The organism is Rossellomorea sp. FS2 (genome assembly GCF_047915635.1).
GTDB classification, from domain to species: Bacteria; Bacillota; Bacilli; order Bacillales; family Bacillaceae_B; genus Rossellomorea; species Rossellomorea marisflavi_A.
In genome coordinates this window covers 423490-442734 of the sequence record NZ_JBLRVS010000005.1, presented here as the reverse complement: position 1 = coordinate 442734, position 19245 = coordinate 423490, and the positions used below count along the sequence as shown (strand labels likewise).

Here is a 19245-nt window from a genome sequence, read left to right as displayed (position 1 = left end):
GAGATCATCCCATCGTCTGCTTTTTCCTTATGCCTGCTTCTGCTTTTTCGAACTGATGACGGCATTGGCTATGCTCGCTACAAGTCCGCCCCAAATGATTACGATACCAACGATCATGCTGATGATTGCTCCTGTACCCATTAGCTTACCTCCTTGTATGTGGTGTCAGCTTCTGTTTTGGAGCTCCAACGCTTGACGGTAAAGAGGAATCCAAGTACAAGGGCAAAGGCTGCAACAGCCCATCCGCTTAAGTTGATGAACATATCTGGATACCCTTCATAGTTTCCGTTTTCAGTGTCAAATTGTTTCAGAAGATTGATTTTGAACAAACCAAACATCATGAAACCGAGGACAACCGGTGTGATGACTCCTAGACAAACCTTCCACCAGGCTCCGAGACGGATATCAGAGATTTCATTGGCGTGCGCCTGAAGCGGATTGAGTTTGCGCAGGAACCAAACGACCACGATGACTTCGATCAAGCCGACGAATGCTACTCCGAATTGGTTGATGAAGTAGTCAGCTACATCGAGGAAGCGCAACCCGTTCTGAGTCGCAAATAGAATAGAGACAATTGCCGAAAGTCCACCGCCGAACAAGACAGCCTTCTTGCGGGAGATTCCAAATTTCTCTGAGACCGCTGCGACATATGTCTCTGTGATTGAAATAAGAGAGGTCAAACCGGCTAAGACGAGAGATGCGAAGAAAAGGAAGCCGAATAACCCATTGAGTGCAGGAAAAGAATTGATGATCTGCGGAAACACTACAAAGGCGAGACCAACGCCCCCACTAACGACATCCTGGACGGAAAGACCTTGGGATTGAGCCATGAATCCTAGTGCTGCAAAAACCCCAATACCGGCCAGCAACTCAAAACTGGAGTTACCAAATCCAGTGATGAACGCATTGTTGGTGATATCTGACTTCTTCGGAAGATAACTTGAGTACGTAATCATGATGGCGAATGCAATGGATAAACTGAAGAAAATCTGTCCATATGCTGCTACCCATACGCTTGGATCAGCGATCTTTGAGAAATCAGGTTTGAAGAATGCATCCAGACCTTCCATTGCACCAGGAAGAGTGACGGCTCTGATTACAATGATTAAAAAGATAATAACAAGTGCAGGAATGAAAATCTTATTGGCTACTTCAATTCCTTTCTTAACTCCCCGGAAGAGAATCCCCAACGCCACCGCCCAAACGATGACCAATGGAATGAACACTCCAGGTACAATGCTTCCCGTCTGTCCGGCATCCGCTGACAAATTCAAATATTTCCCGAAAAGAAACCCTTCTGTATCATCTCCCCATCCAAGATTGAAGGAGAATACGCTGTAAGACATGGCCCATGCAATGATGACCGAGTAGTAGGTCGAGATAATAAACGCAATGGCAACCTGCCACCAACCAAGCCATTCAAGCTTGCGGTTCATCCTGAAATAAGAGAGCGGAGCGGACCCTCGATATTTATGCCCGATCGTGAATTCCATGATCAAAAGCGGAATCCCCGCCGTTAAGAGGGCAAATAGATACGGGATGAAGAATGCCCCTCCTCCGTTCTCATAGGCGACTGCCGGGAATCGCCAGATATTCCCTAGTCCGATGGCGGATCCGACAGCCGCCATGATAAAACCTGCACGGGTGCCGAACTGACTGCGATTTTCCATCTTATTTCCCCCTGTGTCATTCCAATCGGATTCGATTGAAATTTTTATATTTTCTGAACATTAAATCTAAAGACAGTATAGCTAGTTCTAGGACAATTGTCAAAGAGATTTTTCATAATTCTGACACATTACAAGAGAATGCATTACTTATTCACCACGCCTCTTTCCCCATGTGAAGATGTACCTGCGGAGAACGGCTGACTCCCCATCATCCCCCAAAAAAAAGAAGCCGGGATGAATTCCCGGCTTCCTGCTAATGCTGTTCTGCCACTGTTTCTGATTTCTTCCCGATCAGGAACGACACACCCACGACAAGCACGATGACCGTCAGCAGCCCGAGCCACGTGTTCTCGGTGAATCCGAGGACAAGATAGCCGACTGCCGCTGCACCCGCTGCAATGAGGGCATATGGCAGCTGGGTGAGGACGTGGTCGATGTGATTGCTCCCTGCTCCGGTGGAGGAAAGGATGGTAGTATCCGAAATCGGAGAGCAGTGGTCTCCGAATACCGCTCCGGCAAGGACGGCCGCCATGGATGGAAGCAGGATCGTGATATCCGTATTGGCCGCAATCTCACCTGCAATCGGGAGAAGCAACCCGAAGGATCCCCAGGAAGTTCCCGTCGAAAAGGCCATGAATCCAGCCACAACGAACAGGATGAAAGGCAGGGCCGCTACAGGTATGCTCGATTGTTCAACGAGACCCGCAAGATACTTCCCTGTCTCCAATTCTCCGATCAGCGTAACGATCGTCCAAGCGAAGAACAGGATGTAAACGGCTGGCAACATCGACTTAACCCCCTCGATGATCCCTTTACCGAGTGCACTCCCTTCCACGCCTTTCATACTCACCTGTCTGAGGAAGAAGAGCAGGGAAACGATAAATCCGACAACCCCTCCGAGAATCAGCGAAAGTGTTACATCGGTGTTCTCGAACACTTTGAGAAGATCGAAGGATCCCACCGCACGGTATCCGGTCCACAGCATGGCACCGACCGTTCCGACGACGAGAGCAACAATCGGCCAGACAAGGTCACCGACTGTTCCCCTTGGGCTGACGGGAAGCTCATTTTTAAGTTCTCCTGGGATTTCTTTTGATGCATCATACAGCTCACCTGTCTGGATCGCTTTCACTTCATGCTCACGCATTTTCCCAAAGTCGATGCCCCTGATGGCAATCAACAATACGAAAAGGATCGTGGCCCAAACGTAAAAGTTCATCGGAACAACTTGCACGAAGGCAGAAAATGCCGAAATGTCGGTCACATTATGCGCAGCCAGGATCGTCCCCATGATGCCGATGATGTACGCCCCCCAGCTTGAAACCGGTGAAACCACACAAATGGGAGCTGAAGTCGAATCAATGATATAGGCAAGTTTTGCCCTTGAAATATTGTGACGGTCCGTGACAGGACGTGCTACCTGACCGACCGCAAGTGCATTAAAATAATCGTCGATGAAGATGATGATACCGAGTACGGCTGCAAGGAGTTGTGCACCCCTGCGGGTCTTCACTCGCTTGATGGCCCATTCACCGAAGGCACGGCTTCCGCCCGTGATATTGATGAATGCCGTGATGATACCAAGCAGAAGCAGGAAAAGGATGATGAAGATATTCCCTTTATTCCATTCTCCATCTGCGTATAGATTCCCGATGAAACCATCCCATACGAGGGAGATCGTTTCTACGATTGAAAAATTGGCTATTAAGAGTGCTGATGCTACAATCCCTACACCGAGGGATAAAAGTACCCTCCGCGTCAGTACGACCATCAAGATGGCCAAGAGTGGCGGGATCAATGAGTAAATGGTGTTTTCCATGAGTTCCTCCTATGAATTGATAGGGGGGAAGTGCTGAAACATGATAGAAGGCAAACAAAAAAGGCAATGATAGAGATACTATCATTACCTTGTCAGTAACGTAAGTGCTCCATCACGATCTGTAGCTCCCCATTATAGAGTACCTCTATAATGACAGTGTCATCCTTTTTCAAGATAACCCCAGCACCCATGCATTCGACATACATGGCTACTTCGGCAAAAGTTCCCTTTCATCTGTTCTCTCAGTTGTCATCCTCAAACAGCTTACTAATGAACCCTGCGCCTCTACCCCATCGGATTGATGATGTGGTTGCTTATAAAATTTTCTATACAACTATATCAAACTGCCGGGTCTTTGACAATGGATATTCCCTATATGGAAATATTTTAAACCATTCAACGCAAAAAAGACCCCACGATAGAGGGGGGTCATGTACGGGAAGGGATCCCGACTTCAAAATCCGGATCAAAGCCCGTGATGATGATATCAAATTCCTTGCTCAAATCGATTTCATAAGGGGTTTCCAGACGTTCTCCCCGCTCTTCGACGATCCGTACAACAGGACGGTCGGTCACCCCTTGATTCTGCTCGGCCACGATGGCTTTCCGATCATCATTCAGCTCGATGATCATCCCATTCGGATAGATGGCCACGGAGCGCCTGAAGGCTTCGATGACCTCCCTGTCGAACAGGGTCCCCGCTCCTGCATAAAGGATCTCGAGCGCCTGATGGGGAAGCATGGCATCCCGGTATACCCGGTTGGAGGTCATGGCGTCAAAGACGTCGGCGACCGCAATGATCTTGGCGAATGGATGGATGTCTTCTTCCTTGATTCCCCTGGGATATCCTGAGCCGTCCAACCTCTCATGGTGCTGATACGCACAGTGCGCTACGAGGATGGACACCGAATGAAGGCCGCGGAGGATTTCAAATCCCCTCTCGGAATGGAGTTTGATTTCAGCAAATTCCGCTTCCGTCAGTCTGCCCGGCTTCATGAGGATTTCCTCCGATATGCACATTTTGCCGATATCATGAAGAATCGCTCCAACCCCGAGCTGTTCGAGCTGCTTTTGGGGAAGATTCAGCTTAAGGCCGATCGAAAGGGTATAGAGTGTCACATTGAACGAATGATGGAAGATATAAGAATCATAGGAGAAAACATCTGTCAGGATCGTCAGAAGGTCATTGTTCTCCTTGACTTCCTGCAGGACGACTCCGATGATGCCAGTCATTTGCCTAGCACTCTCCTCAAACAACACGCTTTTCGGGATGCCCGATTGCTTGACCTGACTGAATGCCTTCTCGATGCTTTTGATCGTCTCCTGTCTCACTTTCTTTGAAACGGTCTCTTTGACCTCGATTCCATGGGAAAGAGAATCTTCGATATAAACATATTGAATATTCAACTCTAACAGCCGCTGAATCATGCGGTCCGTGAGCGGCACGCGATCATGAATCAGCATCTTTCCTCTCATGTTATAGACCGGTGAACCTAGAACCATGCCGGATCTGATGGACCTTGTAGAAATGAGCATCATACTAATCTCCTATATATCCCCTTCATTTTTCGACAAAATTTACTAATATGTCCATTATAAAGGAAACCTGTAATTCTGCAAGGTATAATTACCTATTGCAAGGATTATTCATAGAAGAAAGGAAAACCTGTTGCTTCAATTATTCATTTTGCCGAGTTTCCACCCAAGGACATCCCGCAAGAACTCAGGCATGAAATACTTTTTCGGTTTTGTTTTTAGAGAAGGGAAGAAGTGACCGAATGTAAACATATCCGGCAGTGCCACCTTGTAGCTCTCATGAGGATCAAGACGCTCTCCTTCCACCAACAGATCACCTTCAGTAAAGCTGATATTGGTGTAAACGAATTGCCCGAGGACCTTACCCCTGAATCCCAGACCTTTCACTTCAAGAGCTGGCCACGATTCATTTAAGGTGAGCGTGATGATCTCCTTCAGCTCTTCTCCCGTGAGCGTGATCAGACACGGATTAATCGGGTGTGGCAGGATGTGATGCAGGTCCCTCTTTGTGACGGCCCCTGTTTGCAGGCCTTCCATGAGGAGTCCCGCATTCACGAACGAACAATCGGCATCTGTCCACTCCATGAGCGCTTCACTGAGAAGGAGTGGTAGCGGCGACGGAGCATACCAGTCGACGGAGAGCCCTGTTTTCAGATCAGCAATTTCTTCCTCCAGTAATGCTTGACCCTCCAGTACCCACCTTCGTTTTTCATCCGGCTCAACCCCGGTCTCAGGAAGATCTTCATACGCATAGAGCCCGGCTTTCCTCGTGAGGATTTTCTTGCTTGAAGAATCCACTTCGATCACCATATGACCGACAAAATTCCCGTACTTGCCCGCTGCACCGAGAAGGGTGCCGTTGACCTCCTTCCCTTCCTGAAGGATGTGATGGGTGTGGGCTCCGAGGATGACGTCCACTTCGGGGAACTCCTCCCCGATCCATTCATCATCACGGATGCCCAGATGGGATAAAAGGATGAGCACGTCCACTTTCGGCCTCAGTTCGTCCAACAGCTTCCTCAGCTCAGCGATCGGCTCGGTGACGGTCCAGCCCAGCGCCTGATAAAAAGGATAGAAAGGCGCCGTTAAACCAAGGACCCCGATCTTCACGTCCCCTTTCGTCCGGTAGATCTGATAAGGGGTGACCCAATCCGGCATCGCCATGGATTCGTCGAAGAGGTTCCCAAGGATGACCGGGAATGCCGCTTCATCATACAGGTGATTCAATTCTTCATGATCAAGGGTGATGCCCTCGTTGTTCCCGATCGTGACTCCGTCGTACCCTGCTTCGTTCAGGAACTTGATGTTACCCTTTCCGAGGGTGGCCTCTGTGAGAGGATGGGAGCGATCGACATGATCTCCTACATCAAATACGAAGACCTCTTCTCCTTCGCTCTCATGCAGCAGTCTCCGGTCCTTCATGAGGTCCCTTATCCTCGACCAGTGCTCAAAATGACTATGCAAATCATTGGTGTGATAAATATGGATCGTTTCTTTCAATTAAGTTCACTCCTGTAAGGCTTTGCCTTTTTCTACATGTGCATCAGAACAGATCCAGCTGCTTCGGTGCAAGGCCGCTGTACTGTATTCCAAGCAGTTCGATCATCTGTTTGGCATTATCCGCTGCGTCACCGCCTGAATTATTATTGAAAAGGATATACAGATCCTTCGATTCTTGCTCAAGCTTCCTGATATGGGGAATCCACTCCTCAAGCTCGGCCTGATTATACCGGTAGAGATAACGGACCTCACGCCAGTTTTCCTGACCCGTGTGATTCCAGCCATACACATTCCGTCCGTGGAACCGGATGAGGGTGGCATCTCCATTCGTCGCTTCGACCACTCTTGGGACAGATCCCTCTCCAGCCTGAGGCTCATCACAGATCGAATGGATCCAGTCTTCATCCTTCATGAAACCGAGCGTCCCCTGGCGGAAATCAGGTGAATACCAGCTTTGGTGACGAAACTCAAGAGACACCGGGATCCCCTGCATCTGTTCCCTACAATATCTGATATAGTTCACATTATCTTTTGTACAGTCGAACCATGGCGGGAATTGGAATAGGACCATGGCAAGCTTACCGCTCTCTAGGAATGGAACGAGGGATTCCTTGAATGCCTCAAACATGGCATCCTTTGATTCAAACGGGATCTCACCGCGCTGATGCCCCGTCATCCCCTGATAGGCCTTCACGATGAATCGGAACGCATCAGGTGTTTCATCCACCCATTTCCTTACATTCTTCACCGGCTGTACGGCATAAAAGGATGCATCCACTTCCACCACCGGGAAGTGGGCGCCGTACTCCTTCAGCTTATCCCTTGCCGGGACGTTTTCATAAAGGGTGTCATGGTCCCCCCACCCAGTCACGCCAACATAGATCATCGTTCAGCACCTGCCTTTTATGTGAATTCATTCTATCACACAACCCATTCGATTTCCGTTTGGAGGTGTCGGAATTGCTTATTAAAATGACCTCATGATCCCTTTTAACCCTTTCATCCAAAAGTTAACAAGTTTGTCATGAAGAAATGTCTAGTTTGTGAAATACTGAACAAACTTATCGTCTTTTTTCTCTTACGTGCTTATACTGAAAGTGTAGAGGAGCTAGCCCTCTTAAAACGGAATCAGGGAGTGAATGGTGATGGTAAACGCATTTTTACGTAACAATAAAGCAGTGGCAGGCGTATTGACGATTATCAGGCTGTATCTGGGGTACTTCTGGCTGACTTCCGGCATTGGGAAGATCACCGGTGGATTCGAAGTCACCGGGTTCCTCCAGGGAGCAATTGGCAAGGCGACAGGTGATCATCCGGCTGTACAGACGTGGTGGGCAACCTTCCTTGAACAGGTCGCACTCCCTAACCATGAGTTGTTCGCCACACTCGTCATGTGGGGAGAGGTTCTCGTCGGAATCGGCTTGATCCTCGGACTGTTCACGAATCTTGCAGCCCTCGGCGGCATCACGATGAACTTCAGCTTCCTTCTCAGCGGAACCACCAGCACCAACCCACAGATGGTCATCCTCACGATCTTCCTGCTTGTCGCAGGAGCGAATGCCGGCCGGTGTGGACTGGATCGGTGGGTAATGCCTTATGTGAAGAAACAGCGGCAAAATCGAAAAGGGCATAAGAAGTTAGCTCCGGCGGTATAGGACCCTGTGAACGGACCACCAACAGGAAATTTTCTTCCTTAAGAAGATAAAAAAGACGGAGCCGAAATGGGCTCCGTCTTATCATCTGCGTTGATTATTATCCGATTGAACCTTCCATCTCAAACTTGATCAGACGGTTCATTTCAACGGCATATTCCATTGGAAGTTCTTTCGTGAACGGCTCGATGAAGCCCATTACGATCATTTCCGTTGCTTCTTCTTCTGAGATTCCACGGCTCATCAAGTAGAAGAGCTGCTCTTCAGAAACCTTCGATACTTTCGCTTCGTGCTCAAGGGAAATGTTATCGTTCAGGATTTCGTTGTAAGGGATCGTATCAGAAGTGGATTGGTTATCCATGATCAGCGTGTCACACTCGATGTTCGAGCGTGCGCCTTCCGCTTTGCGTCCAAAATGCACGATTCCGCGATACGTTACTTTCCCACCGTGTTTCGAGATGGATTTGGAAACGATCGTAGAGGACGTGTTCGGTGCAAGGTGGATCATTTTGGCACCGGCATCCTGATGCTGCCCTTTACCCGCAAGTGCGATAGAAAGCGTCATACCACGGGCGCCTTCCCCTTTAAGGATGACAGCAGGGTATTTCATCGTCAGTTTTGAACCGATGTTTCCATCGACCCATTCCATCGTTGCGTTATCTTCACATACTGCACGCTTCGTTACAAGGTTGTAAACGTTGTTCGCCCAGTTTTGGATCGTTGTATAACGGCAGTACGCATTTTTCTTGATGATGATCTCGACGACAGCCGAGTGGAGGGAGTTCGTTGTGTAGACAGGTGCTGTACATCCCTCTACGTAATGAACGCTCGCATCTTCATCAACGATGATGAGCGTACGCTCGAACTGACCCATATTCTCCGAGTTGATACGGAAGTAGGCTTGAAGTGGCGTATCCACTTTGATGCCCTTCGGTACATAGATGAAGGATCCACCTGACCATACAGCCGAGTTCAATGCTGCGAACTTGTTGTCTGTAGGCGGGATGACTTTCGCCCAATGCTCACGGAACAGCTCTTCATTTTCTTTAAGAGCAGAATCTGTGTCCTTGAAGACGATCCCCATTTCCTCGAGGTCTTCCTGCATGTTGTGGTAAACCACTTCGGACTCGTACTGAGCCGATACACCGGCAAGGTATTTTTGCTCTGCTTCAGGGATTCCAAGCTTATCGAACGTCTGCTTGATTTCTTCCGGAACTTCATCCCAGCTGCGCTCGGACTTCTCAGATGGCTTCACGTAGTACGTGATATCATCGAAATTCAGTTCCTGAAGATTTCCTCCCCACTGAGGCATCGCCATATTATAGAAATGATCCAATGATTTCAAGCGGAAATCAAGCATCCATTTCGGTTCATCTTTCATACGGGAGATCTCTTCAACGATTTCCCGCGTCAAACCGCGTTTTGAACGGAAAATCGATACGTCTTTATCGCTAAAACCGTATTTGTAATCTCCGATCTCAGGCATCTTCTTCGCCATGTTGATTCCTCCATTCGTTAATGGAGCAAGAAGAAAAGCTTAGTTCTGCTCTTCTTCACGCACTCCTTTTTCCATCGCCTTCCACGCGAGCGTCGCACACTTGATGCGGGCCGGGAACTTGGCGACTCCTTGTAATGCTTCTATATCTCCAAGATCGACATCATCGTCATAGTCATTTCCTTGCATCATATCCGAGAAGATCTTCGAAAGCTTGAGTGCTTCGTCGATCTCCTTGCCTTTGACCGCTTGGGTCATCATGGATGCCGAAGCCATGGAGATGGAACATCCTTCTCCGTCGAACTTCGCATCCTGGACGATCCCGTCTTCCACTTTCAGTGTAAGGTGGATGCGGTCACCGCACGTCGGGTTGTTCATATCGATGGTAAAGCTGCCATCATCGAGAGAACCCTTATTCCGTGGATTCTTGTAATGATCCATGATGACCTGCCGATAGAGCTGATCTAAGTTATTAAAAGACATCGCTGAAAAACTCCTTCGTCTTCACTAGCCCCGCGACCAATCTGTCGATTTCTTCTTCTGTGTTGTACAGATAGAAGCTGGCGCGGGCTGTTGCTGATACATTGAGCCATTTCATCAGCGGCTGTGCACAGTGATGGCCGGCACGGACGGCTATGCCTTCCGAGTCAAGGACGGTAGCGACATCGTGTGGATGGACGTCATCGATGTTGAACGTCACGAGTCCGGCACGCTGTGCAGGATCCTGTGGTCCGAAGATCTTCATGCCTTCCACAGCACTCATTTTTTCAAGGGCATAAGCGGCAAGCTTATGTTCATGGGCTTCAATGTTGGAAAGACCGATATCTTCGAGGAAGTCGATGGCGGCCCCAAGACCGATCGCACCAGCGATGATCGGGGTGCCCCCTTCGAACTTCCACGGGAGCTCTTTCCAGGTAGAGTCGTAAAGCCCGACGAAATCAATCATTTCGCCGCCGAACTCTACCGGCTCCATCGCTTCCAGGTGCTTCTTCTTCCCGTACAGAACACCGATTCCAGTAGGTCCGACCATCTTATGGCCTGAGAAGGCAAAGAAATCACAGTCGAGATCCTGCACGTCGATCTTCATATGCGGGGCAGCCTGGGCACCGTCCACCATCATGACCGCTCCGTTTTCATGGGCGATTTTCGTGATCTCCTTGATCGGATTCATCGTACCGAGTACGTTTGAGACCATCATGATGGCCACGATTTTCGTCTTGGACGTGATCGTTGCACGGACATCCTCCAGGGTGATGGTTCCATCTTCCTGCAGGGGAACGTACTTCAGGACGGCCCCTTTTTCCTTGGCAAGCTGCTGCCATGGAATGATGTTGCTATGGTGCTCCATGTGGGTGATGACGATTTCGTCGCCTTCTTCCACATTGGCGCGGCCGTAGCTTGCTGCGACGGTGTTGATGGATGTCGTCGTCCCACGGGTGAAGATCACTTCTTCCGTAGTCGCCGCATTGATGAAGTAGCGTACCTTTTCACGTGCTCCTTCATATCCATCCGTCGCCCTTGTACCGAGGGTATGGACCCCGCGGTGGACGTTCGAATTATAGCCTTTATAGTAGTCGCTCACAGCCTCGATGACCGAAATCGGTTTTTGAGAGGTGGCTGCACTATCCAGATACACCAATGGATGGCCGTTCACTTCCTGGTCGAGAATCGGAAAATGTTTACGAATCTCTTGGATATCCATTAGTTGACTTTCCTTTCGATTACCTCGACAAGCTGTTTCTTCACGCCCTCGATCGGCAGCTGGTTGACAACCGGCGCCAGGAATCCGTGAATCACGAGACGTTCAGCTTCTTTCTGAGGGATCCCGCGGCTCATGAGGTAGTAAAGTTGAAGCGGATCAACGCGCCCTACAGAGGCAGCATGTCCTGCAGTTACATCGTCTTCATCGATCAATAGGATCGGATTTGCATCTCCGCGCGCTTTTTCACTCAGCATGAGGACGCGTGATTCCTGCTCGGCATTCGATTTCGAAGCACCGTGCTCGATCTTTCCGATTCCATTGAAGATGGAAGAAGCTTCATCTTTCATCACACCATGTTTAAGGATGTAGCCTTCGGAATTTTTACCGAAATGAACAACCTTGGTGGTGAAATTCTGCTTTTGTTTACCGCGACCGACAACGACTGATTTCGTATCGCCGTAAGAACCGTCACCGATCAGGTTCGTCACGTTTTCAGAAACCGTATCTCCGTCGTTCATCAGGCCTAGTGCCCACTCGATGCGCGCATCACGTGATGCCACACCGCGTCGGTTGACGTATGTCGTCACTCCGCTGTTAAGGGTATCCACGGCACCGTAAGCGACCTTGGCATTATCCTTAGCCACGACTTCTGATACGATGTTGAACACGCCATTCTCCACGTCCACTGTAGAAAGATAGTTTTCCACATAAGTGACAGAACTATTGTCTTCTGCCACAACAAGTACGTGGTTGAACATGGCTACTTCCGCATCATCATGGATGAATACGGCCTGAACAGGTTCAGTCAGCTCCACATTTTTAGGAACGTAGAGGAACGTACCTCCGTTCATAAGGGCCGCATGAAGAGCGGTAAGCTTGTTCTCATCCACTTTCACACCATCGGTCATGAAGTATTTTTGGACAAGGTCACCGTGCTCTTTCACAGCAGTGAAGATATCGGTGAAGATGACGCCGTTGTCCTTCAGTTCGTCCGTGATCTTCAAGTGGGCAGGAGTATTATTGCGCTGGATATACAGGCTCCCTGATTCACTTTCAGATTCTACTAGTGCTTTAATTTCTTCGGGCAGCTCGCTCATGGATGAAAACGCAGCACTTTCGACTGTATGCTTCTGGAATTGAGTGAAGTTCCAGTTGGTGATCTTCGTTTTATCCGCAACAGGGAGGTTCAGGTGTGAGACTTTGGCGAATGCGTCTGTACGCAGGGCCGTCATCCATTCTGGTTCTCCGAGTTGTTTTGAGTAGGAGCTGACATAGTCTTGATCTACTGGTAGTTTCGTTTCTACAGTCATATTCATCCTCCTAACTCTTACGCTTCTTGGCCGACAGTTTCGTCTTTGATTCCCAGTTCTTCTTTGATCCAGTCATAGCCTTCTGCTTCAAGGCGTTGAGCAAGTTCTTTACCGCCGGATTTCACAACGCGTCCTTGCATCATCACGTGAACGTGATCAGGTGTGATGTAGTTCAACAGACGTTGATAGTGAGTGATGATGAGGCAGCCGAAGTCTTCTCCGCGCATTTTGTTGATTCCTTTTGAAACGACTTTAAGGGCATCGATATCAAGTCCTGAATCGATCTCATCAAGGATGGCGATCTTAGGCTGAAGCATCATCAACTGAAGGATTTCGTTACGTTTCTTCTCCCCACCGGAGAATCCTTCGTTCAAGTAACGCTGTGCCATATCCGGATCCATTTCAAGGTATTCCATTTCGGAATCCATTTTGCGGATGAACTTCATAAGGGAGATTTCTTCCCCTTCTTCGCGTCGGCTGTTGATGGCAGAACGAAGGAAGTCGGCATTCGTCACACCGCTGATTTCACTTGGATATTGCATAGCCAGGAAAAGACCTACGCGTGCGCGTTCGTCCACTTCCATTTCAAGGACATCTTCACCGTCGAACGTGATGCTTCCTTTTGTCACTTCGTATTTCGGGTGACCCATGATTGCAGATGAAAGAGTGGATTTACCAGTACCATTCGGTCCCATGACCGCGTGAATTTCTCCACCTTTGATTTCAAGGTTGACACCCTTGAGGATTTCTTTACCTTCGATCTCAACATGAAGATCTTTGATTGTTAAAGTAGAACCTGCCATGTATATTACCTCCGTGACTTTATAAATGAAATAAAGGGATTCTTTATCCATTCTCAATTTATTATCATTACAATCTTATAACAAATAAAAGCTATAATCAACTTTTTCAGACAAAAGGGGACGGCATGGAAACGGGAAAAAATACCCTTCTATTGTTGGCCCAAACGCCCTTCTGCATACATGATTCGCCCTTTGACCGAATCATGTTCCCACATCCCCTACCTTATCACGGATGGATGACCATTTAAACCTCTATACATAAGAAAAACCAGTGATTCATCCATCACCGGCTCCTCCGTCATTCTTCTATATATTAGCATGCACTTTTCGATCGAGTGCAGCAATCATCCTGCGGCTTTCCCTATAATCCTTCTCTCTCTGCTTCTCTACTTGCATCCGAACTTCATGCTTTCGTTTGTACACCTCGTACCCTACTCCGTGGGCTCCATGCATGGCCTTTTCCATTTCGCTTGTGTACGACATACTGTCAAGAGAGTCGATAGTGAATCATTCCTTTCAGGTTTTTGTGTTACTCATTAAGGATACTACCCTGCCATTCTTTTGCCAAAACGTGTGTGGGGTGATTTTTTGAGAAAATCATCCTTCACTCCTGTTCTGCACTAAATTGTCAGACTTTCTTACACGTTTCCGCCTGTATCCTCCTGAAAGGAGTTCATCCTCTTTGAAAAGCGAAAAAAGAGAGTCCGAAGACCCTCCTTTCCGTTTAATGCTTCAGTTCATTGAGATCGTGCATGGATTGTTGTACAAGCGTGACAGCCTGGCTCATGGCTGCACCGCCGCCGAATGCAGCGGTCACACCCACGGCTTCAAGGATTTCTTCTTCCGTACACCCTTGATCGAGACAGCCCTTTGTATGGTAGATGATGCAGTACTCATCTTGAGAATACAAACTGATGCCAAGGGCGATCAGCTGCTTCTCTTTCTTCGATAGTACTCCTTCACGGAAACAATGCTCCGTGAAAGCATTGTATTGTTGCGCCAGCTCCGGCATTTTTTCAGTGAAGATCCCGAGCCCCGTCTTGTAATCGAGCAGGGCCGCTTCCGTTGTATTTCTAGGCTCTACCTGCATTCACTTTCAGCTCCATTCTAATTCGAGTGATCGAAAATAGTATGAGCTTATTGCAAAAAGATTATGTTTGGTATTTATTCTTTGACCGGAACGACGGACCCTTTCCACTCTTTATTGATGAAGTCCTGGATCTCATCAGACTGGAGCACCTTGACAAGCTCCTTGATCTCTTTTTTGTTTTCATCACCTTTTTTGACTGCAATGATGTTCACATACGGTGAATCCTTGTCTTCGATGGCAATGGAATCCTTGACCGGATCCAGTCCGCTATCGATGGCATAGTTGGAGTTGATGACGACGGCATCGCCTTCCTCGTTATTGTAAAGCTGAGTAAGAAGCGCCGGCTCATATTCGTAGTCAAATTTCAGCTTTTTAGGATTTTCGGCGATATCATCCAGTGTTGCTTGGGTTTTATCGATTCCATCCTTCAGTTTGATCAGCCCGTTTGCTTCAAGCAGGGTAAGGATCCTTCCGTGTTCTGCCACGGAGTTACTGAATAGAATGGTTCCGCCTTCCGGGATATCTTTAAGGGATTTATGCTTCTTCGAGTAGACAGCCATCGGTTCAATGTGAATTCCGCCGGCACTGACGAAATCATATCCGTGTTCTTTCTTTTGCCCCTCAAGGTAAGGAATGTGCTGGAAGTAGTTCGCATCCAGGTCCCCGCTGTCCAGATCTTTATTCGGAAGTACGTAATCCTGATACGTCTCGATCTTCAGGTCGATCCCTTCTTTTTCAAGGATCGGTTTTGCTTCTTCCAGAATCTCAGCATGAGGGACGTTAGATGCTCCGACCACGAGTTCCTTTGAATCGCCTGAGCTACCGTTGCTCCCGCTGGTTCCGCATGCTGCCAATCCTACAATACTTGCTGCTGCAATCGTGCCCACTAACCATTTTTTCATCTGATTTCTCTCCTTTTATCGTTTATCTATTTTATTGGTGAAATAATCACCGACAAGCTGAATGATGAATACAAGAACCAGGATCAAGATGGTCGCCGCCAGGGTGACATCGGTCCTGCTGCGCTGGAATCCGTCCAGGAAAGCAAGGTTTCCCAGTCCCCCTGCACCGATGACGCCCGCCATTGCGGTGTAACCGACTAATGCGATGGCCGTCACTGTGATTCCGGAGATGAGGGCAGGCATGGATTCAGGAAGAAGGACCTTCATGATGATGGTGCTCGTTTTTGCTCCCATCGCTTTTGCCGCCTCGATGACCCCCTTATTGACTTCGCGCAGGGCGATCTCGACCATGCGGGCATAGAACGGGGCAGCCCCGATGATCAAAGCAGGCAACGCTGCGTTCGCCCCTCGGATCGTACCAATCAACACTTTGGTGAAGGGGATCAACAGGACGATCAGGATGATGAAGGGGATCGACCGGAAGACATTGACCACAGCGTTGGTGATGGAATAGGCCACCTTATTTTCCCAGATGTTCCCTTTTGATGTGAGGAACAATAAAATCCCTAGTGCGAGCCCGAGGACAAATGTTACGATCACCGACATACCAGTCATATACAGGGTCTCAAGAGTGGCTTCCCACATCTTTTCCCAATCGACGTTCGGAAAGATTTTCTCGATCATCGCTCCATCACCTCCACTTTCACCGATTGTTCTTCAGCGAAGGCGACCGCCTGATCGAGGATTTCACGTTCACCCTTCAGATGGATGAACAGCGTGCCGAATGCTCCTTTTTGAGTTTGCGAAATCTGGCCCTGAAGGATGTTCACCTCAAGATCGAACCTTCGGATCAGTGAGGTGATGAGAGGCTGATCCGTACCGCTTCCAACGAATGTAAGCTTCAACACTTTCCCATCCGGATACTGATCGAGGATGTCATCCGACTCCTGCTGCTGTGCGACCTCTTTCACGAAGCGCTTCGTCACTTCCTGACGCGGATTACGGAATACCTCTAGGACATCCCCCTCTTCGACCACTTTTCCCGCTTCCATGACCGCCACCCTGTGACAGATTTTACGGATGACGTGCATTTCGTGGGTGATGAGGACGATGGTGAGCCCAAGACGCTCATTGATATCAACAAGAAGATCCAGGATGCTGTCCGTGGTTTGGGGATCCAGTGCGGACGTAGCTTCATCACATAGGAGCACCTTCGGATCATTCGCAAGTGCCCTTGCAATCCCGACGCGCTGCTTCTGACCTCCACTGAGTTGCGCCGGATAGGCATCCCCCCTGCCTTCAAGTCCTACCAGATGGAGAAGTTCATTCGCCTTCCTGATCCGTTCTCCTCTTGGCACTCCGGCTATCTCGAGTGGGAACTGGATGTTTTCAAGTACCGTACGGGACCAAAGGAGATTGAAATGTTGAAAGATCATCCCCATGGACTGCCGGGCTTCACGGAGTTTACGTCCCTTCGCCTTTGATATCACTTGACCGTTCACATCCACAGATCCATCAGTGGGTAGCTCGAGCCCATTCAGCATCCGGATCAACGTGCTCTTTCCTGCACCGCTGTACCCGATGACACCGAAGATTTCCCCATCCTTGATGGTCATATCCACCCCATCGACAGCTGACACCGTACCATTTTTGGTTTGAAAGATTTTTTTTACATCAGAAATCGTAATCATGTTGTATCCACCTCGTCATCAGTAAAACCACCTGTTTACTAGGAATTATATCCAAATACGTCATTATTGTTAAAACATCCAACCTCATTTGAAAAACAAAAATGCCTCCCTGCGATAAACAGAAAGGCATACTATTTCAATAGTTGACTTTCCCTCATCTGTCGAAGCCTTCGCTTCGAGTGAATTGGCACCATTTCAATTTTAATTGACGGTTGCCGGGTTTCATCGGGCACTTCCCTCCACCACTCTAAATAAGAGATAAACGTTATTCAATTATTCATACTAAATACTCAGAAATTTGTTACTAAACAGATACTATCACCGAATAAACAAGGTGTCAATTCTTTTTTGCACATTATACGCTCACTGGTTCGACCATGTGAAATCGGGTCAACCAAAGCACCGATTCAGCAAACAACAGATGCCGGTAACCTCCACGGACTTCGATTTCCTTTTTATCGACAAGGGAAGTCAATCGTTCATTCCCTTCAAGTAAAGCAATCAACCGCCGGACATCTCCAGCCGTTATCGTCAGGTTGGGATCTGGGTGAGGATCGGGAAGTACGTTGCAGCCCTTATTAGAAATGGACAGACTGTGGCCGCTAGTGCCGCATTGGAAATGTAGGACGAACGGGGTGTCTGGAAATAACAATTGTAAGTGATACCTGGTCTCGCATTGATCTACGACTTTCTCTAAATACTCTCTCATGCAACCCCTCCAGTATCTCGGATACTTAACTAATTCCACTATTGGATAGTTTATCCTCCTGTACTTTCTCGACAGATTGTGGACGCACTGTCGAAGGAAGGGCCCAACAGACAATAAGTTGGCGGGTTCGCTTCATTTCCCGAGAAATATGTCCCGGTATGTAGAAAAGTCGCAGTAGTTTCCGTGAGAATCTTTCAGTTTCTATTACCATTCGAACAAAAAAAGGCCTTTTCGGCCCTTTATGCTACCTTATTCAAAGCTTCATACAAAAACGGTACAGATTGAAACGCATAGATCCGTTCCACCTCGACTCCATCTTTGAATAGCAGGAGGCAAGGAACGCTTTCGACCGCATGCTCTGTTGCAAATCCTGCCAGGTAATTCAGATTTGCCTTTGCAAAAACGAATGGTTGAGGCAGTTTCTCTACAATATCAATCATCCTACCTGCAACCTGGCAGGTGCCGCACATGGGGGTGTACAGATAGAGCGCAAGCAGTCTTTCATTCTCCCGTATCGTGTGCAGCGCTTCCTGGCTGTTCAACTCTTTCAAAGCTAATTCATCCTTTTTCCAAGATATTGTTTGTGGACATCAATGTTGGCTCCGATCAAGACGGAAGCGAGGTGATATTCCGGGGCAGCCGCCACTTCCTTGTACATCCTGTCGATATACAGGTGACCCGCTTCGGGGAACTCCCGCTTGAATTGCTTGCGGAGTTTCTCACCGGCTTCATCGGCATCCACCAAGATGTATACATCCCTGTCGAATAATGAATCGATTAGTTCGTCCATTTTGGTCAGACTGATCGTACCATTGGTACAGATGATTTCTACGGGCTCACTGATGATATCTTTAACCTTTCGTTTGTCGGATGTCCCTTCTACGATCAGAACTTTTTCATCCACGACTTCCATGACAATCACCTTGACTTTCAGTGAAGTAGTAAAAGATTTGATGGATCCACTTATTATCTCTATTTTCTCATGTCAGTGGGATTTTGCAAAGGATTTGATCCAAAAGAACACCGGGGGTGATCCCCCGATGTCATTCTAACACCATCCACCTTCATCGCAATCCGTATAGCGGGCATCATGCCCTTCTGATGAGGTATAGCTCTGGTAGATTTTGTTTTCTTTCGCCTCGAAATTCGGCTGCATGCTGATCCCCTCCAACGAAAGGGGGACTTTCCCGATTGACTGGTTATCGAGGAACAGCTCAATGGAGCCATCCTTCACTTTTCCAATGACACGATCGGTCACATCGGCCTGTTTGGGTGTAAGCATGACCATCATCCTTTCCTTAAAGGTTGAATTTATCTTGCCCCTCCGGATAAAAAAACACCTTGAGAATTTATCCCAAGGTGTTCC

21 protein-coding genes and 2 riboswitches are annotated in these 19245 nt (G+C 48.3%); of the genes, 1 reads left to right on the top strand and 20 read right to left on the bottom strand.

The window, feature by feature from the left end:
* Positions 1-27: 27 nt before the first annotated feature.
* The 6 genes from ACNA6I_RS18625 to ACNA6I_RS18600 form a co-directional block, all read right to left on the bottom strand.
* Entirely contained in the window at positions 28-141 is a 114-nt protein-coding gene (locus ACNA6I_RS18625) for a methionine/alanine import family NSS transporter small subunit (RefSeq protein WP_079515657.1), read from the bottom strand.
* On the bottom strand, positions 141-1670 hold the full coding sequence (locus tag ACNA6I_RS18620) for a sodium-dependent transporter (protein ID WP_063190414.1): 1530 nt from the start codon (positions 1668-1670) through the stop codon (positions 141-143). The genes ACNA6I_RS18625 and ACNA6I_RS18620 overlap by 1 nt, the downstream gene beginning before the upstream one ends.
* Before the next feature lie 253 nt (positions 1671-1923).
* Entirely contained in the window at positions 1924-3489 is a 1566-nt protein-coding gene (locus ACNA6I_RS18615) for a Na+/H+ antiporter NhaC family protein (protein ID WP_048007043.1), read from the bottom strand.
* Between the two features lie 114 nt (positions 3490-3603).
* Positions 3604-3785: riboswitch (Lysine riboswitch) on the bottom strand.
* 133 nt (positions 3786-3918) lie between these two features.
* Positions 3919-5028 carry an HD-GYP domain-containing protein gene (locus ACNA6I_RS18610; protein ID WP_416313950.1) on the bottom strand — a complete coding sequence of 370 codons (1110 nt, stop codon included), beginning with the start codon at positions 5026-5028 and terminating at the stop codon, positions 3919-3921.
* 135 nt (positions 5029-5163) lie between these two features.
* Positions 5164-6525, bottom strand: coding sequence for a bifunctional metallophosphatase/5'-nucleotidase (locus ACNA6I_RS18605; RefSeq protein WP_370296073.1), 1362 nt, complete (start codon positions 6523-6525; stop codon positions 5164-5166).
* Positions 6526-6568: 43 nt separating this feature from the next.
* Positions 6569-7411, bottom strand: coding sequence for a DUF72 domain-containing protein (locus tag ACNA6I_RS18600; protein WP_159129973.1), 843 nt, complete (start codon positions 7409-7411; stop codon positions 6569-6571).
* A gap of 259 nt (positions 7412-7670) precedes the next feature.
* Between ACNA6I_RS18600 and ACNA6I_RS18595 the strand changes: the two genes are divergently transcribed.
* Positions 7671-8180, top strand: a complete 510-nt coding sequence (locus ACNA6I_RS18595; RefSeq protein ID WP_063190418.1) for a DoxX family protein — start codon at positions 7671-7673, stop codon at positions 8178-8180.
* A gap of 97 nt (positions 8181-8277) precedes the next feature.
* On the opposite strand, the gene sufB is transcribed toward ACNA6I_RS18595, so the two are convergent.
* The 14 genes from sufB to ACNA6I_RS18525 form a co-directional block, all read right to left on the bottom strand.
* On the bottom strand, positions 8278-9675 hold the full coding sequence (gene sufB, locus ACNA6I_RS18590) for a Fe-S cluster assembly protein SufB (protein WP_416313949.1): 1398 nt from the start codon (positions 9673-9675) through the stop codon (positions 8278-8280).
* A gap of 39 nt (positions 9676-9714) precedes the next feature.
* Entirely contained in the window at positions 9715-10155 is a 441-nt protein-coding gene (gene sufU / locus ACNA6I_RS18585; RefSeq protein ID WP_048007051.1) for a Fe-S cluster assembly sulfur transfer protein SufU, read from the bottom strand.
* Complete coding sequence (locus tag ACNA6I_RS18580; protein WP_148796492.1) at positions 10145-11374, bottom strand: cysteine desulfurase; 1230 nt, start codon at positions 11372-11374, stop codon at positions 10145-10147. Before ACNA6I_RS18580 ends, sufU begins: the two co-directional genes overlap by 11 nt.
* A complete protein-coding gene (gene sufD / locus ACNA6I_RS18575; RefSeq protein WP_048007053.1) occupies positions 11374-12684 on the bottom strand; it encodes a Fe-S cluster assembly protein SufD in 1311 nt (436 codons plus the stop codon). The genes ACNA6I_RS18580 and sufD overlap by 1 nt, the downstream gene beginning before the upstream one ends.
* Positions 12685-12701: 17 nt before the next feature.
* Positions 12702-13487 (bottom strand): Fe-S cluster assembly ATPase SufC, encoded by a 786-nt coding sequence (gene sufC / locus ACNA6I_RS18570; protein WP_048007054.1) that lies wholly within the window; start codon positions 13485-13487, stop codon positions 12702-12704.
* A gap of 306 nt (positions 13488-13793) precedes the next feature.
* Positions 13794-13970, bottom strand: a complete 177-nt coding sequence (locus ACNA6I_RS18565; RefSeq protein ID WP_162838966.1) for a hypothetical protein — start codon at positions 13968-13970, stop codon at positions 13794-13796.
* Between the two features lie 241 nt (positions 13971-14211).
* A complete protein-coding gene (locus ACNA6I_RS18560) occupies positions 14212-14577 on the bottom strand; it encodes a carboxymuconolactone decarboxylase family protein (RefSeq protein WP_048013290.1) in 366 nt (121 codons plus the stop codon).
* A gap of 74 nt (positions 14578-14651) precedes the next feature.
* Positions 14652-15479, bottom strand: coding sequence for a MetQ/NlpA family ABC transporter substrate-binding protein (locus ACNA6I_RS18555; protein WP_048007056.1), 828 nt, complete (start codon positions 15477-15479; stop codon positions 14652-14654).
* A gap of 15 nt (positions 15480-15494) precedes the next feature.
* On the bottom strand, positions 15495-16163 hold the full coding sequence (locus ACNA6I_RS18550) for a methionine ABC transporter permease (RefSeq protein WP_048013292.1): 669 nt from the start codon (positions 16161-16163) through the stop codon (positions 15495-15497).
* Positions 16160-17170: a methionine ABC transporter ATP-binding protein gene (locus ACNA6I_RS18545; protein ID WP_048007058.1), complete on the bottom strand. Its 1011-nt coding sequence runs from the start codon at positions 17168-17170 to the stop codon at positions 16160-16162. Before ACNA6I_RS18545 ends, ACNA6I_RS18550 begins: the two co-directional genes overlap by 4 nt.
* Positions 17171-17321: 151 nt before the next feature.
* Positions 17322-17428, bottom strand: a riboswitch (SAM riboswitch).
* 97 nt (positions 17429-17525) lie between these two features.
* Positions 17526-17879 (bottom strand): hypothetical protein, encoded by a 354-nt coding sequence (locus ACNA6I_RS18540; protein WP_048007059.1) that lies wholly within the window; start codon positions 17877-17879, stop codon positions 17526-17528.
* A 239-nt stretch (positions 17880-18118) separates the two neighbouring features.
* The gene (locus ACNA6I_RS18535) at positions 18119-18430 is read right to left on the bottom strand and encodes a thioredoxin family protein (protein ID WP_048007060.1); all 312 of its coding nucleotides are present in this window, start codon (positions 18428-18430) and stop codon (positions 18119-18121) included.
* Between the two features lie 2 nt (positions 18431-18432).
* Entirely contained in the window at positions 18433-18792 is a 360-nt protein-coding gene (locus ACNA6I_RS18530) for a toprim domain-containing protein (protein ID WP_048007061.1), read from the bottom strand.
* Between the two features lie 135 nt (positions 18793-18927).
* The gene (locus ACNA6I_RS18525) at positions 18928-19161 is read right to left on the bottom strand and encodes a YusG family protein (protein ID WP_222115231.1); all 234 of its coding nucleotides are present in this window, start codon (positions 19159-19161) and stop codon (positions 18928-18930) included.
* Positions 19162-19245 lie beyond the last annotated feature (84 nt).

Bases quoted from the DNA above. Each gene is read 5' to 3' on its own strand.
- ACNA6I_RS18625 (WP_079515657.1), bottom strand. From the start codon at position 141: ATGGGTACAGGAGCAATCATCAGCATGATCGTTGGTATCGTAATCATT.
- ACNA6I_RS18620 (WP_063190414.1), bottom strand. From the start codon at position 1,670: ATGGAAAATCGCAGTCAGTTCGGCACCCGTGCAGGTTTTATCATGGCG.
- ACNA6I_RS18615 (WP_048007043.1), bottom strand. From the start codon at position 3,489: ATGGAAAACACCATTTACTCATTGATCCCGCCACTCTTGGCCATCTTG.
- ACNA6I_RS18610 (WP_416313950.1), bottom strand. From the start codon at position 5,028: ATGATGCTCATTTCTACAAGGTCCATCAGATCCGGCATGGTTCTAGGT.
- ACNA6I_RS18600 (WP_159129973.1), bottom strand. From the start codon at position 7,411: ATGATCTATGTTGGCGTGACTGGGTGGGGGGACCATGACACCCTTTAT.
- ACNA6I_RS18595 (WP_063190418.1), top strand. From the start codon at position 7,671: ATGGTAAACGCATTTTTACGTAACAATAAAGCAGTGGCAGGCGTATTG.
- sufB (WP_416313949.1), bottom strand. From the start codon at position 9,675: ATGGCGAAGAAGATGCCTGAGATCGGAGATTACAAATACGGTTTTAGC.
- sufU (WP_048007051.1), bottom strand. From the start codon at position 10,155: ATGTCTTTTAATAACTTAGATCAGCTCTATCGGCAGGTCATCATGGAT.
- ACNA6I_RS18580 (WP_148796492.1), bottom strand. From the start codon at position 11,374: ATGGATATCCAAGAGATTCGTAAACATTTTCCGATTCTCGACCAGGAA.
- sufD (WP_048007053.1), bottom strand. From the start codon at position 12,684: ATGACTGTAGAAACGAAACTACCAGTAGATCAAGACTATGTCAGCTCC.
- sufC (WP_048007054.1), bottom strand. From the start codon at position 13,487: ATGGCAGGTTCTACTTTAACAATCAAAGATCTTCATGTTGAGATCGAA.
- ACNA6I_RS18565 (WP_162838966.1), bottom strand. From the start codon at position 13,970: ATGTCGTACACAAGCGAAATGGAAAAGGCCATGCATGGAGCCCACGGA.
- ACNA6I_RS18560 (WP_048013290.1), bottom strand. From the start codon at position 14,577: ATGCAGGTAGAGCCTAGAAATACAACGGAAGCGGCCCTGCTCGATTAC.
- ACNA6I_RS18555 (WP_048007056.1), bottom strand. From the start codon at position 15,479: ATGAAAAAATGGTTAGTGGGCACGATTGCAGCAGCAAGTATTGTAGGA.
- ACNA6I_RS18550 (WP_048013292.1), bottom strand. From the start codon at position 16,163: ATGATCGAGAAAATCTTTCCGAACGTCGATTGGGAAAAGATGTGGGAA.
- ACNA6I_RS18545 (WP_048007058.1), bottom strand. From the start codon at position 17,170: ATGATTACGATTTCTGATGTAAAAAAAATCTTTCAAACCAAAAATGGT.
- ACNA6I_RS18540 (WP_048007059.1), bottom strand. From the start codon at position 17,879: ATGAGAGAGTATTTAGAGAAAGTCGTAGATCAATGCGAGACCAGGTAT.
- ACNA6I_RS18530 (WP_048007061.1), bottom strand. From the start codon at position 18,792: ATGGAAGTCGTGGATGAAAAAGTTCTGATCGTAGAAGGGACATCCGAC.
- ACNA6I_RS18525 (WP_222115231.1), bottom strand. From the start codon at position 19,161: ATGCTTACACCCAAACAGGCCGATGTGACCGATCGTGTCATTGGAAAA.